This is a genomic window from Rhodococcus sp. 14-1411-2a (assembly GCF_002259485.1).
In the GTDB taxonomy this organism is placed as follows: domain Bacteria; phylum Actinomycetota; class Actinomycetes; order Mycobacteriales; family Mycobacteriaceae; genus Rhodococcoides.
Genome location: NZ_NPGA01000007.1, coordinates 121,985 through 136,506 on the forward strand (window position 1 = coordinate 121,985; position 14,522 = coordinate 136,506).

Genomic DNA, 14,522 nt, shown 5'->3' on the forward strand with positions numbered 1-14,522 from the left:
TACCTTCAAGTCTACTATCACGCTGTACTAATTGGGATCGAGGATCGCGCAGATGGGAATCAAACAGTGGCGCTACCGCCGCATTCGCGCCGGAGCCGGTGAGCCGCTCCGCCGCTACCGCTGGTGGCAGATGTTCGGCAGATCGCTGCGGTCGATCACGCTCACCGCACCCGACGGCACGACGTCGGTCTACGCAGTCGATGTGCGGCACATGGGCGACGCGAAGGACGGTGAGGTGCGCGCTCGCCTCTACGTCGACGGCGCACTCGAGTCGTATGCCAAGATGCCTGCCCGCTTTCCCGTCCCCGGTGGGTACATCGAGGTCGCGGCCACCGGATTCGGGCTGAAACGCTGCCACTACGTGCGCGGGGACGGCACCGAACAACAGCTGTCTCCCGATCCCGCATCCGCGGAGGGACGCCGCGCTCGGCTGCACCACCGGCACCCGGGTCCCAGTCGCGTCATCGGTCTCATCTCGATCATGCTCGTCATCGGCGGCCTCTGCGTAGAGGTTCCGCAGATCATCGAATCCCTCTCTCTCATTCCCCCCATCGCCGACTCGATCGGGACCTTCACCTCACCCGTCCGACTCCCGCTCCACGTCAACCTGCTCATCGCAGTCGCCGCTGTCATCGGCAGCACGGAACGAGCTCTACGGATGCGATCGAGCTGGATAGACGAACTCGCCAGCTGAACCCCACGAAAGGAACACCACCATGCCACACACAACTCCGGCGGGTTTCCGACGGAAGGACGAGGAGCGACGGCGATGGCCGAAGCCGGTGATGGCGGCGGCCACTGCCCTAGTGCTCCTGCTCGCCGGATGCTCCGGTGCAGCACCGAATGACGACGACAGCGCGAACGGGGTTGGCCTCGAACGGTTCATGGAGCAGGAGCTCGCGTTCGGGGCGTGCGATGCCAGCGTCGTGGACTCCCAGCCGCCCGTTCCCCAAGTCGTCGAGGCCGCAAAGAAGGCGGAGTGCGCGATGCTCACGGTCCCGATGGATTACGAGGATCTCGACGGTGAGACCGTCGAGATAGCCGTGTCCCGTATTTCCGCCACCGGCGACAACCCGATCGGCTCTGTCCTGCTGAACCCAGGCGGTCCCGGAGCGGCGGGGACGACGCTCGCCCCGCTGGTGAATGCCCTGTGGACGGGAGGCCCCATCCCCGAACGCTTCGATATCGTCGGCTTCGATCCGCGTGGAGTCGGTCTGAGCAATCCGGCAATCGACTGCTACTCCGATGAGGAGCGCGATGCCGACGCACCCCTGTCGGCTCTCGGCACGTGGACCGAAGAATCCGCGCGCGCCATTGTCGACAAATGCGCCGACGGCTCCGGAAACGAAGAGGTACTCGCCCACCTCGGGACACGGGATGTCGCTCGCGACATGGATGTACTCCGCTCCGCGCTCGGCGATGACAAGCTCACCTATGCAGGAGTCAGCTACGGCACTCGACTCGGTTCGGTGTACGCCGAGATGTTCCCCGAGAACGTTCGTGCGCTCGTTCTCGACGGCGCGGTGGATCCGCTCATGGACACCGCGGATCGCAGGATCCAGCTCAGTGAAGGAGTTCAGGCTTCGTTCCAGCGATTCGCCGACTTCTGCATGACGCAGGCCGCGTGCCCGCTCGGAACCGACCCGGCGCAGGCGACCGCCGCAGCGCAAGAGCTCCTCCAACCTCTCGAGGAGGAGCCGCTGGTGGCCGCCGACGGACGAGAGGTCGGCTTCCTCTCCGCTGGTGAAGGCATTGTCTCCGGCCTGTACTCCGAAGCCAGCTGGCCCGCCATCATCGCGGGGCTGACGGAGCTCGAAACCGGACGACCCGACGCTCTTCTCGCAATTCGCGACGGGTACTACGGCCGGTCCGACAGTGGCGAGTACACCAATTCGTTCGAGGCGCTCTTCGCCATAAACTGCCTCGACGAGCAACGGTTCACCGAAGAAGAGATGACCCAGCTCGGCCACGATCTCAACGAGGCAGTGCCGTTCCTCGACCCCGGATCCACTCCCCCTGCGCAGGACGGGTGCGAGTTCTGGCCGGCCGAGCCAACACTCGGATACCCCTATGCCACCGACATCGATGGGCTTCCCGAAGTGCTCGTGATCTCGGCCACCGGGGACCCCGTGACGCCTCACGAGGGCGGCATCAGCCTGGCCGACACCCTCGGTGCGCGGTTGCTCACGGTCGACGGCAACCAACACGGGACGATCATCTCCGCCAACGCCTGTGTCGACGGAGCGGTCGCCGACTACCTGATCGACCTCGAACTGCCGGATGAAGGTGCGCGCTGCACCATCTGACCCTGCTGAGCCATCGAGCGGCCGTGATCCGCTCGATGGCTCAGCCGTCCCGGCGCTCAATCACGAGCTACCGCAATCGCATCGGTGTGCAGTGCGTCGGCTTCGGACGCCGCTCACCGCGGGTCTCGAGCAGGTTGAACAGGTCAGCCAGGTCCAGTTGTGACAGCGTCGCGATACCGAGCCGCATGCGAAGAAATGGGACTGCCCCGAGTTCGGTTGACTCGTGGGGTTGAGTGATTCAGGCCGCGTGTGCGGTTGATTGTCTCAAACGCCCCCGCAAGCGGGAGGGACCCCCAGATCGGAGTGAGCTTGCCGAGGCGTCGTTGACGGCGTTTGCGGTGATAGGTCTTCTCGATCCAGGTCACGATCGCCAGCCGTAGTTGCTCGCGGGTCGACCACCGCTGGCGGTCGAGGACGTTCTTCTGCACGAGCGCGAAGAACGACTTTATCGCGGCGTTGTCACCGCACGCCCCGACCCGCCCCATGGAACCTCGTAATCCGTCGCGCGACAGTGCATGTACGAACTTCCTTGACCGGAACTGGCTACCGCGATCCGAGTGAACGATAGTCCCCACCGAGCCTCTTTGCGCCATAGCACCATCCAATGCAGACACCGCCAACGAGGCCTTCATCCTGGAGTCGATCGAGTAGCCGACGATCCCGTTCGACCAGACGTCCTTGATCGCGCAGAGATACAGTTTGCCCTCGTCGGTGCGGTGTTCGGTGACGAAAGGTCAGCCACAGCTCGTCCGCGGCGTGTGCGGTGAACTGACGGTCGACGAGGTCATCGTGGACCGGCGGGCCGGCCTTCCTGTTCAGGCCTCGCTTCTTCGAGAACACCGACCAGATGCGTTCTTGTGAGCACAACCGCGCGACCCGGTTCTCGCTGGCGGTGATGCCGCGGCCGGGTAGCTCGTCTGCGATGAAGCGGTAGCCGAATGCGGGGTCGTCGGCGTCGATCTCACGAGCAATGTCGATCAGATGCGCATCATCCCAATCTCGTTGCGTGACTGGCTGTTTCTTCCATTTGTACAACGCTTGGGTGAAGAAGCCGAGCACCCGGCAGGTCACTGTGACGGGGACTCCGTCACCAGCAAGGTCGAGGACCATCGGTGGGGGCACCTCCCGCTCGCGGGGGAAGATCATTTTGCGTTGACGTCCCGGGACAAGTAGGCAACCGCGCGACCCATGACCTCGGCTTCCTGCTCGAGCAGCTTGATCCGTTTGCGGGCTTCTCGCAGCTCGGCGGACTCGTCGAGGCCTGTCTTCGTGGCGGTGCCGCGTTCGATGCCGTCGTCGCGGTCAGCGATTTTGAGCCAGCGGTGCAGGCAACCTTCTTCAGATTCCGAAGTCCTTCGCGATCTGACGCAGCGGGCCCTCGCCTTTGCGTGCGACGGCGATTACGTCGCGGCGGAACTCCTCGGGAAATGCTTTCGGCATGATGAACATCCTTCCACCGCCCACCGTGAGGAGTGATCCCCACAGATCAGATGTCAACCAAAGCCGGGGCAGTCCCGGGCCACCCACGCCATCCGTCTGTGGACGATGCCCACCATGCTAGAAGCAAGCTTTCCGAGCCGGATCTTGAAACCTTTGTGAAAAAATTTTTCAGAACGGCCTGTTATGTAATCTATTATTTGCAATGAACTGTCAATATTGACGGGCGACCACCGCACGGCGCGTGTGAACTTTCCTCCGCTCAGCTGAGCTCACTCCGATGGCGTCGAAAATCCTGTCGCACCCTGTCGATCACCAACAGACTTGTTGAAACGGAGACGAGGAGACTCGCAGTGGCAAAGCAAGCAACCCGACTAGAACCGGCTGCAAACTCGCTCAAGTTCAGTCAATCTTAGCCTCTGGCAATACTTTTGGTAGCCGCCGCCTGTCATTGCACGAGGTGCGGCTACATTGGCAATCGGTGGCCCTCATCTCTCACGTCTGCGCCGCGAGGACGGCACATCCTTTGGCTGACCTCGCTGTGTGTCCCTGCGACGGCTTCGTGCGTGGGGTACGACGACGCGCGATAGTGCGGGGATCGTCGATGGTGAGTGCGGCGTCGAGGCGTCGTCGACGCAGGTTCAGATCCGGTTTCTTGAACGAGAGGACCTCGCGCAGGTCGGTAGCTTTGGGCATCTGCCCGGTGACGGACATCATGTTGCTCTCGATTCCGAGAAGTGACACTGGGGATCAAAGGAAATTCGGGCTCATTGTTGGAGCCGAGAATGGTTGCGGGTCAGGCCATTCTGCACGTCTGACGCGCTCGGCCGATGCCGTCGATCGACACCTCCACCACATCCCCGTGTTGAAGGTAGGGGAATCGACCGGACAATGCGACACCTTCCGGGGTACCGGTGTTGATGATGTCGCCAGGCTCCAGAACGGCGAATTGAGAGAGGTGCCAGACGATATATTCGACGTCGAAGATGAGATCCGATGTCGACGAATCCTGTCGTACGTCACCGTTGACAAAGGATCTGAGCCTCAGGTTTCGGGAATCGAGCTCGTCCGCGGGGATCAGCGAAGGCCCGAGGGGATTGAAGGTCTCGCAGCATTTACCCTTGGACCACTGGCCCCCCGACTCATCCATCTGGAACGTGCGTTCGGAGACATCGTTCGACACCGTATAACCGGCAATCACTCCGGCACTGTCGTCCGGAGACTCGAGATACCTGGCTCGGGAGCCAATCACGACCGCTAGCTCGACTTCCCAATCGGTCTTGGCCGAGCCACGTGGAATGAGAACGTCGTCGTAGGGCCCCACCACGGTGTTGGGCGTCTTGAAGAATAATACTGGCACCGTCGGCGGTGCCGAATTCGACTCGGCGGCATGCGCGGCGTAGTTCATGCCGATGCACCACACGGCGTGGGGGCGCGCGACGGGTGCACCCACACGCAGTCCGCCGATATCGATCGAGGTAAGGCGATGTTCGGCAAGTGCTCGTCGGGTGGTCTCGATCCCCCCGCTGGAGAAGAAGTCGCCGTCGATGTCCTGGGTGAGCGGAAGCAGATCGAACGCAATCCCGTCGGTGAGCACCACCGGGCTTTCGGATCCGCTCGGTCCGATTCGTTGAAATTCCATGTTCTACAACCCTTCCATCGAATAGATTCTTTCCGCTGTCGAGGACAGCACTGTCTCTCGGTCTTCGCTGTTCAGCGCGCTCAAGGTCCCGATCGAGGCATCCCACACCTGTTCGTAGGATGCGGCAGTCAGCGTGAAGGGCCAGTCGCCGCCGAACATCAACCGCTCCGGACCGAATGTCTCGAGCGCATGGTCGACGTACGGCTGCCAGTGAGCCGCTCCGATCCTGCTTCCCGATACCGTTGCCAGGCCTGAGATCTTGCCGACCACGTTGGGCCTCGCCGCTGCCTCCGTCAGTAGGTCTGCCCAGGGTTGCCACCGACCGCCTGCGATAGGTGGTTTGCCGAGGTGATCGAGAACAATGGTCAAGTTGGGATGCTGCCGCGCGACGACTGGCACCTGCGCCAACAATCGAGGCGTCTCGGCGACCGCGTCGAAGGTCAGTCCGGCATCGGCCAACAGCCCCAAACTCTGCAATACGCTTGGGCGCAGCAACCACCGCGGGTCGTCGGCGACATGAATGAGATGTCGAACGCCCACCAGTCTGCGCCGATCAACGGTGGACGCAAGCTCGATCTCCATCTGGTGTGGATCATTCAGCGGAAGCCATCCGACCACTGCGGCGCGCAGCGTTGTTCGCTCCGCCGCATCGAGTAATGTTTCAGTTTCGGCCATGGAATCCGACGCCTGAACCAACACCACGGAGTCGACGCCGCGTCGTTGCAGTTCGGGTTCGAGATCTTGGAGTGTGTACGTGCGATAGAGAACATCGGAATCGGCCGTCAACCACGAATACTCGACCCCCGACGGCCCACCTCCGATATCCCACATGTGAACATGGGCATCTACAGTCATCGGACGGCTGCACTGAGATCAGCTGAACAGGAGAATTGAGGGAAAGCATCGTGTCGGTTACCGATGGAGCCATCGAGAAGATCAAGGGCATGATCGTCTCCGGCAAGCTCAAGCCGGGATCGCGATTGCCCCGTGAGTCCGACCTCGCCGCAGAATTGGGCGTATCCCGGAACTCGTTGCGAGAGGCCGTGCGCGCGCTGTCGTTGGTGCGATTGCTCGATGTGCGCCAGGGCGACGGGACTTTCGTCGCCAGTCTCGAACCTCAGACCTTGCTGGACACCGTCAGCTTTCTTCTCGAACTGCATCAGGACGATTCCGTTCTCGACATTCTGGCGGTGAGGCGAATACTCGAACCGGGAGCCACTGCGCTTGCCGCGCACAACATGACGACCGACGACATTGCGTTGCTTCACGACATGTTGCTCGAACAGGAATCGGGCACGATCACTGATCTGGTCGCGCACGATCTCGAGTTCCACGCTGCGATCGCCGTGGGCTCCGGTAATCGCATTCTGTCGTCGTTGCTCGAGTCGATTTCGCTTCCGACAGCACGTGCGCGTGTGTGGCGCGGACTGACCGAGGAGAATGCGTTCGCGCGCACCATTGCCGAACATCGTGGCATCTTCGAAGCCATCGTCGCACGCGATTCCGGTCTGGCTCATGCCCGGGCGATGTCCCATATCGCCGGCGTCGAGGAATGGCTGCGCCGAGCTCACACCTGACGCGTAGCGGTTCATCGGCACCACGCCAAAGCGTCCAGTCGCGCCCACAATTCGAGCGGAATTTCCCGGTTCAATTGCGTTATCGTATCGGTGACGGTGTCTTCGCTGCCGGCACCGATCACCAACGAATGCACCGCGCGATGGCGCAGAGGAAACTGCAATGCGGCCGAGCGCAGCGGCACACCGTATTCGGCGCACACGCGCTGCATCTGTACGGCGCACTCGATTGCCTCCGAAGGAGCTTGCGTGTAGTCGAAGGTGTGGTTCACCGAAGGATCGGCCAGGAGTCCGCTGTTGAGCACCCCGGCAACCAGCACTGCGATGCCACGTGCGGCGCACTCCTCGAGAAGTAGCTTCTCGGCACGTCGGTCCAACAGCGTGTATCGGCCCGCAATCAACACGTGGTCGATGTCGCTGTCACGAACGAAGCGCAAGGCTACGTCCGCGTCGTTCACCCCTACCCCGATGGCGTCGACAATCCCTTCGTCACGCATCCGTGCCAGTTCGGGCGCTGCGCCGTCGAGAGCATCTTCCTGATGGTCGTCGGGATCGTGAATCAGAAGCAAGTCGACCGCGTCGATGCCGAGACGATCCAGTGACCCCTCCAGCGAACGACGGACGCCCGATGCCGAATAATCGAGTCGGCGGGAACGTTTGGGCGTGCCGAAGAACCCGTCGGTACCGTCCACAGCATCGGGATCGTCGACGAGAATTCGGCCCACCTTGGTCGAGATCGTGTACTCGGACCGATTCTTGTCGGTAAGAAATGCCCCCAGTCGTTCTTCCGACAGCCCGACGCCGTAGTGCGGGGCCGTGTCGAATGCGCGAATGCCCGCGTCCCATGCGGCGGCCAGAGCGTCGGCAGCACAGTCGGATCCGACGTGCTGGTACAACCCCGCGTACGCTGCACCGCCGAGTACCAATTCAGGAAACTGCGATGTCACCGATCAGTCCCCTTCACTGGCGTCGAGTTCCCACACCAAGGGCAGCGTTGCGTCCGAACCGTCCGACGAGTAATCGTGCGACGTCTCGAGCAACGTGCCCATTCGGGCCTGCCACGCCACATTGACCGGCAGATCGCGCAACGCAGCCAAAAGGTGTCCGTAATCGTCGCAGTCGATGGTGTGAAACAGGTCGATTCCAGATCGCCAGATACTCCAACTCTTCACTCCCGCCGCTCTGATGGCGGCGATGAGCTCGGCTGGGACCTCGCGGTGAGCCGCCTCGTAGTCCTCGATCGAATCGGGTCGAATCCGCGTGTGTACTGCAACTCGCATGCTCACTCCTGCCGACGCCCGCTGGCGATTCGGGTGATGATCAACGCGACAAGGATGAGCGCGCCGTTGATGAACTTCAACGAGTCGGCGGAGACGCCTCCGTACGAGAGCAGCTTCTGAATCAATGTGAGAATCAAGATGCCGCAGAATGCGCCTACGACAGATCCGCGACCACCGTTGAGAGCGACTCCGCCGATGACGCACGCTGCGAACACCTGGAAGATCATGCCGTCGCCCTGACTGACCTGAACGCTGGCGAATTGTCCCGCGTAGATCATTCCGCCGACGGCGGCCAGTGCGCTGGCAACCACGAGGACGCTGATCACCACGGTGTCGGTGCGGATGCCTGCGGCACGTGCTGCGGCCTGATTACCTCCGATCGCGTACAGCGAGCGACCGATTCGGGTGTAGCCGAGAACGAAGTATCCGGCTCCGAACAGTAGGAGGCAGACGACGATATTGAATGGAATGCCGAATACTCGTGCATTTCCCAGCCAATCGATCGACGCCGGAATCTTGGTCAGCGTGAATCCACCGGTGATGAACGTCAGCAATCCGCGCAGCGCGATCAACATTGCAAGTGTGACGATGAAGCCGTTGAGTCCGAACTTGACGATCAGCAGTCCGTTCACCAGGCCGACGGCCACACCGACTGCCAGAGCGATGGGAACGGCCATCCACTCTGCAGCCCAGACGAATCCACCCACCTGCGTGGTACCCATCGTGATCCAGATGGCCGCGCCCGGGGCCAGACCGAATGTGGATTCGAGCGAAAGGTCCATCTTGCCGACGATCAGAACGAACACCTGAGCCAGCACGATGAGCGATATCCCGCTCATCGTTGTCATGACGTTCGTCAGGTTGCTGATCGAGACGAATTTGTCGTTGACGAAAAAGCCCACGATCAGAACGAGAACGATCGGAGGAACGAGCAGGAAGTCGCGAAGCGAAGCCCACTTGACGGTGCGTCGACCCGTGGTCGCGCCCGTCGTCGTGGCGCGTCGGGAAACCGGTGGTGTCCCGGTATCGATCTCGGTCATGCCAATCCTTCCATCGCGGCGACGAGTTGGTTGTCTCGCCAGCCGTGCTCGAATTTGTCGGTGACACTGCCGTGCACCATCACCAGGACTCTGTCGCAGTCGCGCAGGTCGTCGAGTTCATCCGACACGATCAACACGCCCGCTCCCGTCTCGGCGACGCCACGAACGACTTCGAGAAGAGTCTGTTTCGATCGCACGTCTACACCCGCCGTGGGGGTGATGAGCACCAGGGCTTTCGGGTTGTTGGCAAGCGCCCGCGCAAACACCACCTTTTGTTGATTGCCACCCGACAGACCCTCGACGCTCTGACCGGGGCCATCCGTCTTGATGTCCAGATCGGCGATCGCAGTCGTTGCAATGGAATCGCGAGCACGCGCCGACAGAATGCCGAAGCGTCCCAGATGTTTCGGCACCGTCATCGTTGCGTTGTCGCCGACGCTCATCTGCGGAACCAATCCTTCGTGGTGTCGATCGCGGGGCACGAAGCCGACGCCCGCATCGAGCGCGGACCGGACACTTCCGGATTTCGGGACAATCCCGTCGATCGAAACAGTTCCCGACGTCGGTGTACGCAGACCGACGATCGTCTCGGCGACCTCGACCTTGCCGCTGCCGCCCCCGCCCGTCAGACCGACCATCTCGCCACGACCGACGATGAAATCGATTCCATCGAACTCGCCGGAACGACCGAAAGACGATACGGCCAGAGCCGGTACGGTCTCGGAACCGGCCCGGTACCGTTCCCGTTCCCTGTACTCGCCCATGAGCGCAGCATCGCCGGTCATCGCGCTGATCAGTTCGGACTTCGACAGCTCGGAGACCGGTGCCGTCACGACGTGCCTCGCATCTCGATACACCGTGATGTCCTGGCAGATCTCGTACGTCTCGTCAAGATGATGCGAGATGAACAAGAACGTCACACCGTGGGCCTGCAGATCCTGGATGCGGCCGAACAAGCGCTTGATGGCCGGTCCGTCGAGCTGGGCAGTCGGTTCATCGAGAATGATGAACCGCGCTCCCCGAGAAAGAGATCGGGCGATCTCGACGAGTTGCCGATGTTCGACGGACAGGTCTCGCGCCACCGTGTCGACTTCTACCGGCACCGACCACGTATCGAGGATCTCCCGAGCCAGGACCCGGAGCTTCTTCCACCGAATGACACGACCGTCGAGCTGCTGTCGATTGACGAACAGATTCTCGGCAACCGACAGGTCACCGATGATCGTCGAATGTTGGTACACGCAGGCAACTTTCGCTGTCCACGCGTCGCGGTCCTCCCGCGAAGGTGCGAGTTCGCCGGAGAAGCGAATCTCTCCCGAGTCGGGTGTGAGCAGCCCGGTCAGCACCGAGACGAGGGTGGACTTTCCGGCTCCGTTGCGGCCGGCGAGCGCATGTGTTCTCCCCGCCGTCACTTCGAGATTCACGCCGTCGAGTGCAGTATTCGGCCCGAACCGTTTGGTGATGTTCCGAGCCTCCACCAAGGGCGGCTCGGTCACTGGTTCCCCCAGAGATCTGCCGAGTCCGATCGAACGGTCGTCAGAGTACCCACGGTACCGCCGTCGCGAGTGACGACCGGAGCCGGCAACTGGTCTTCGAGCATTCCGTCGATTCCGGTGTCGACGATGGTCGACCCGTGATCGGTGGCACCGGGTTGAAAGGTCTTGCCCTCTGTGGCGGACTTCGCGTAGAACGCGGCGTACTGCGCATACAGATCAGCAGGTTGGGAGATGGTTGCATCGATCGAGCCTTCGCCGATCGCGGTGAGCTCACCTTTGATGCCATCATTGGAAATGATCGTGATGTGTCCGGGCTGGCCGGCGGGAACGAGCTTGTTCTCGCGCTGGAGCAGAGCAAGTGTCGGCTGCAGGAACACCCCTCCCGCTTGCATGTAGATTCCGTTGATGTCGGGGTCGGTGAGCAGTTTGTCCTGCAGTCCGGACGCCGCCCGATCGCCTTCCCAGTCGGTGGGTATCTCGATCACACTTATTCCGGGATATTTGCTGGACATGCAGTCCGCGAACGCCTCGGATCGCTCGCGTCCGTTGATCGAGCTCAGGTCGCCCTGGAACTCCACGACTTTTCCTGTGCCACCGAGTGTTTCACCGAGGTAGATGCAGGAGTTGGTGCCGTAGGCCTTGTTGTCGGCGCGGACGACCATGTAGGCACCACCGGAATCCGGGCGGGTATCGACGCTGATCACCGGAATGTTCGCGGCTGCGGCCGAACTGATGGCGGGTGCAGCAGCCGCAGTGTCCTGAGGAGCGATGATCAGTGCCTGGACCTCTTTGGAGACCAAGGTGTCGACATTGGATTTGAGCCGATTCGCATCGTTGTCGGACGAGGTATTGGACAGCGCCACACCCTGATCGGCCGCCTTGGGTCCGAGGTAGCCGCCGTATGCGCTCCAGAAGTCGGAGTCCGAGCGCGGCTGATCTGCGCCCACCAACACTCCGGAGCTGTCCCCCGCGCCTACTTCTGCAGCGGCTGCGGTGGGGGCCGATGCAGTGTCCGCTGCGTCGCGGGAGCAACCGGCCAGTGAGCTGACGAAAACTGTGGCGGTTACGCAGCCGGCGACCAGCAAGCGTGTTCTGTTCATGGTGCGGTGTGCTCCTTCTGACGGTTCGGGGTAGCCCATGCCTTGCCGTCGGGGAAGGCATGGTCGAGAAGCGATTTCGGATGCATCTCGGCAGAGAAGCCGGGTTCGAGTGGTGCTCTGTAGCGCCCGTGAAGAACACGGACCGGATCCACGAAGTGTTCGTGCAGATGGTCGACGAATTCGATCGCACGGCCGTCCAACGAGCCGGACACGGCGACCAGGTCGATCATGGCCAGGTGTTGAACGAGCTCACACAGTCCCACGCCGCCCGCATGAGGAACGACTGGTACGCCGAACTTGGCTGCCAGCAACAGAATCGCGATGTTCTCGTTGATTCCGCCCACACGTGCTGCATCGATCTGAATGAGGTCGACGGCACCGGCCTGCATGAGTTGCTTGAACACGATTCGATTCTGGCAATGCTCACCCGTGGACACAGGAACCGGCGCAATCGCCCTGCGGATCGCAGCGTGTGCAAGCACGTCGTCCGGGCTCGTCGGCTCCTCGATCCATGCGATGTCGTACGGAGCGAGCGCGGACATCCAGTCGACCGCCTCATCGACGCCCCACCGCTGATTGGCATCGACCGCCAGTCGCGTGCTTGGTCCGACAGCCTCCCTCGCCACCTTGACGCGACGGACGTCGTCCTCCTTGTCGATTCCGACCTTGATCTTGATTGTTCTGAATCCGTCAGTCACCGCCTCGGCTGCAAGGCGGGCGAGCTTGGCGTCCGAGTAGCCGAGCCAGCCAGGAGATGTGGTGTAAGCGGGGTATCCGGAACGCAGGAGCTCCGCAGCCCGGTCGACTCGGCCAGGTTCGGCCGCGCGGAGAATCCCAAGAGCCTCGTCTCTGGTGAGAGCATCGGTCAGGTACCTGAAGTCGACCAGGTCGACTATCTGTTCGGGCGTCATCGACGATACGAATTGCCACACAGGCAATCCGGCGAATTTGGCCGCGAGATCCCACGCCGCATTGATCACCGCACCGGCCGCCATGTGGATCACGCCCTTCTCGGGCCCGAGCCACCGCAGTTGTGAGTCGCCGGTAAGCGAGCGAGCGAAAGTACCAAGGTCGCCGATGATCTCCTCGACGGATCGACCGATCACCAAGTAGGCGAATGACCGGATAGCCGCGATCTGTACCTCGTTGCCCCGGCCGATGGTGAACACGAAACCGTGTCCTTCACGGTCGCTCGGGTCGTCGGTACGCAGAATGACGTACGCGGCCGAATAGTCCGGATCCGGGTTCATGGCGTCGGAACCGTCCAAATCGCGCGATGTCGGGAATCGAACGTCGAAAGTGTCCACAGCAGTAATCGTTGTCATACGAGTGTTGCCCCCAGTGAGCAATTCGGTAGGCAACTGAGCATCCAGTCGCCACAGTGTTGTGATTGGAGTCACTCTATACATGGGATGTCTCTGAGGTCAAGAGGTTGAACGAAGGCCTCCGACCCAATGTAAGCGTTGGACCCGGCGCCGCCTCTGCAATCCTTCAATCTGACTGAATGCTCAAGAATGGCTGGCTAAGAGCTGTGTCACGAGGTCGAGCCGCGTCCACCGAAAGCTGGCGGAGGGGCTCATACTTCCTGCTACGGTTGCGTAAATACATCGGAGCTATGGAAATCGGAAGGTGTACCCATGACAGACTCACTCAACCTGGACGGGCTCAATGCAGTGGTAACCGGAGGCGCATCCGGCATTGGAGCTGCCGTCGTACGCCTCCTGTCCTCCCGCGGGGCAAAAGTTTCGGTTCTGGACCTCGAGACCGGGAACGTCGACGAGCATCACCATGCATTCCGCTGCGACGTGTCCGACGACGTATCGGTGCGTTCCGCGATCGAAGCGACAGCACGTGAGCTGGGCGGGATAGATATTGTGGTCAACAATGCCGGAATCGGTGTCCAAGGTACGGTCGGAGACAACTCCGACGACGAGTGGACAAAGGTGCTGGACGTCAATGTCATTGGCTTAGTGCGCGTTTCACGCGCCGCCATGCCGTTCCTCAAGCAGTCCGATCACGCCTCGATCGTGAACATATGCTCGATCGCGGCCACCGCGGGACTGCCGATGCGTGCTGCGTACAGCGCCAGCAAAGGAGCTGTACTCTCTCTCACCCAGGCAATGGCCGCCGACAATGTTCGCACTGGGATTCGCGTCAATTGCGTCAACCCCGGCACGGTGGACACCCCCTGGGTGCAGAGACTCCTCGACACATCTGACGATCCGGACGGGGAACGTACCGGTTTGCAGCAGAGACAACCCCACGGCCGACTGGTCACCGCGAACGAAGTAGCTCACGCGGTGGCGTATCTAGCGAGCCCATCGGCGTCGTCCACGACCGGAACCTCCCTCGCCGTCGACGGCGGGATGCAGGCTGTTCGAGTTCGGCCGTAGGCAAGCAGTACGCAGGACTGCCCGCGTCGCTTCGACAGGTTTAGGCCGCATTCTCGGATCGCAGTCGATGTCTAATCGACAAGCACAATTCTGTGCGCGTCTACAACCCTGTAGCAGCAGATCAACCGAGTGATCAGTCGCTGCAGTACATTTGGCAGAAGCGCCATCGCCCGTTCGTTGCCGGATCACGCCATCGGCGTTCCTGCCCCGAAAATCGAATACCAACACCCAGCTCGACCGTTGTCCACCACCTT

At 61.7% G+C, this 14,522-nt stretch carries 13 protein-coding genes and 1 pseudogene; 4 read left to right on the forward strand and 10 right to left on the reverse strand.

Features of this window, described 5'->3' with window-relative positions; all coding sequences use genetic code 11:
• Positions 1–52 precede the first annotated feature (52 nt).
• Both CH291_RS02515 and CH291_RS02520 read left to right on the forward strand, forming a co-directional pair.
• Positions 53–694: a hypothetical protein gene (locus CH291_RS02515; protein ID WP_094686633.1), complete on the forward strand. Its 642-nt coding sequence runs from the start codon at positions 53–55 to the stop codon at positions 692–694.
• Positions 695–716: 22 nt separating this feature from the next.
• Complete coding sequence (locus CH291_RS02520) at positions 717–2,306, forward strand: alpha/beta hydrolase (protein ID WP_094686634.1); 1,590 nt, start codon at positions 717–719, stop codon at positions 2,304–2,306.
• A gap of 296 nt (positions 2,307–2,602) precedes the next feature.
• Here CH291_RS02520 and CH291_RS02525 read toward each other — a convergent pair.
• The 4 genes and pseudogenes from CH291_RS02525 to CH291_RS02540 form a co-directional block, all read right to left on the reverse strand.
• Positions 2,603–3,746 (reverse strand): annotated as a pseudogene (locus CH291_RS02525) (IS3 family transposase); the annotation flags it as partial.
• A gap of 492 nt (positions 3,747–4,238) precedes the next feature.
• Entirely contained in the window at positions 4,239–4,487 is a 249-nt protein-coding gene (locus CH291_RS02530; protein WP_094686635.1) for a hypothetical protein, read from the reverse strand.
• A gap of 52 nt (positions 4,488–4,539) precedes the next feature.
• A complete protein-coding gene (locus CH291_RS02535; RefSeq protein WP_094686636.1) occupies positions 4,540–5,385 on the reverse strand; it encodes a fumarylacetoacetate hydrolase family protein in 846 nt (281 codons plus the stop codon).
• 3 nt (positions 5,386–5,388) lie between these two features.
• Positions 5,389–6,240, reverse strand: coding sequence for an amidohydrolase family protein (locus CH291_RS02540; RefSeq protein WP_094686637.1), 852 nt, complete (start codon positions 6,238–6,240; stop codon positions 5,389–5,391).
• A 50-nt stretch (positions 6,241–6,290) separates the two neighbouring features.
• Here CH291_RS02540 and CH291_RS02545 point away from each other — a divergent pair, with 50 nt between their 5' ends.
• On the forward strand, positions 6,291–6,962 hold the full coding sequence (locus CH291_RS02545; RefSeq protein ID WP_094686765.1) for a FadR/GntR family transcriptional regulator: 672 nt from the start codon (positions 6,291–6,293) through the stop codon (positions 6,960–6,962).
• Between the two features lie 11 nt (positions 6,963–6,973).
• Here CH291_RS02545 and CH291_RS02550 read toward each other — a convergent pair whose 3' ends face one another.
• Genes CH291_RS02550 through CH291_RS02575 form a run of 6 tightly spaced genes read right to left on the reverse strand, consistent with a single transcriptional unit; the run spans position 6,974 to position 13,200 of the window.
• Complete coding sequence (locus CH291_RS02550) at positions 6,974–7,906, reverse strand: aldo/keto reductase (protein ID WP_094686638.1); 933 nt, start codon at positions 7,904–7,906, stop codon at positions 6,974–6,976.
• Positions 7,907–7,909: 3 nt separating this feature from the next.
• Positions 7,910–8,239 (reverse strand): L-rhamnose mutarotase, encoded by a 330-nt coding sequence (locus tag CH291_RS02555; protein WP_094686639.1) that lies wholly within the window; start codon positions 8,237–8,239, stop codon positions 7,910–7,912.
• A 2-nt stretch (positions 8,240–8,241) separates the two neighbouring features.
• Entirely contained in the window at positions 8,242–9,279 is a 1,038-nt protein-coding gene (locus CH291_RS02560) for an ABC transporter permease (RefSeq protein ID WP_094686640.1), read from the reverse strand.
• Complete coding sequence (locus CH291_RS02565) at positions 9,276–10,775, reverse strand: sugar ABC transporter ATP-binding protein (protein ID WP_094686641.1); 1,500 nt, start codon at positions 10,773–10,775, stop codon at positions 9,276–9,278. Before CH291_RS02565 ends, CH291_RS02560 begins: the two co-directional genes overlap by 4 nt.
• Positions 10,772–11,875 carry a sugar ABC transporter substrate-binding protein gene (locus CH291_RS02570; RefSeq protein ID WP_094686766.1) on the reverse strand — a complete coding sequence of 368 codons (1,104 nt, stop codon included), beginning with the start codon at positions 11,873–11,875 and terminating at the stop codon, positions 10,772–10,774. Before CH291_RS02570 ends, CH291_RS02565 begins: the two co-directional genes overlap by 4 nt.
• Complete coding sequence (locus CH291_RS02575) at positions 11,872–13,200, reverse strand: enolase C-terminal domain-like protein (protein ID WP_094686642.1); 1,329 nt, start codon at positions 13,198–13,200, stop codon at positions 11,872–11,874. The genes CH291_RS02570 and CH291_RS02575 overlap by 4 nt, the downstream gene beginning before the upstream one ends.
• A 312-nt stretch (positions 13,201–13,512) precedes the next feature.
• Between CH291_RS02575 and CH291_RS02580 the strand changes: the two genes are divergently transcribed.
• Positions 13,513–14,268: an SDR family NAD(P)-dependent oxidoreductase gene (locus CH291_RS02580; protein ID WP_094686643.1), complete on the forward strand. Its 756-nt coding sequence runs from the start codon at positions 13,513–13,515 to the stop codon at positions 14,266–14,268.
• The last annotated feature ends 254 nt before the right edge of the window (positions 14,269–14,522 follow it).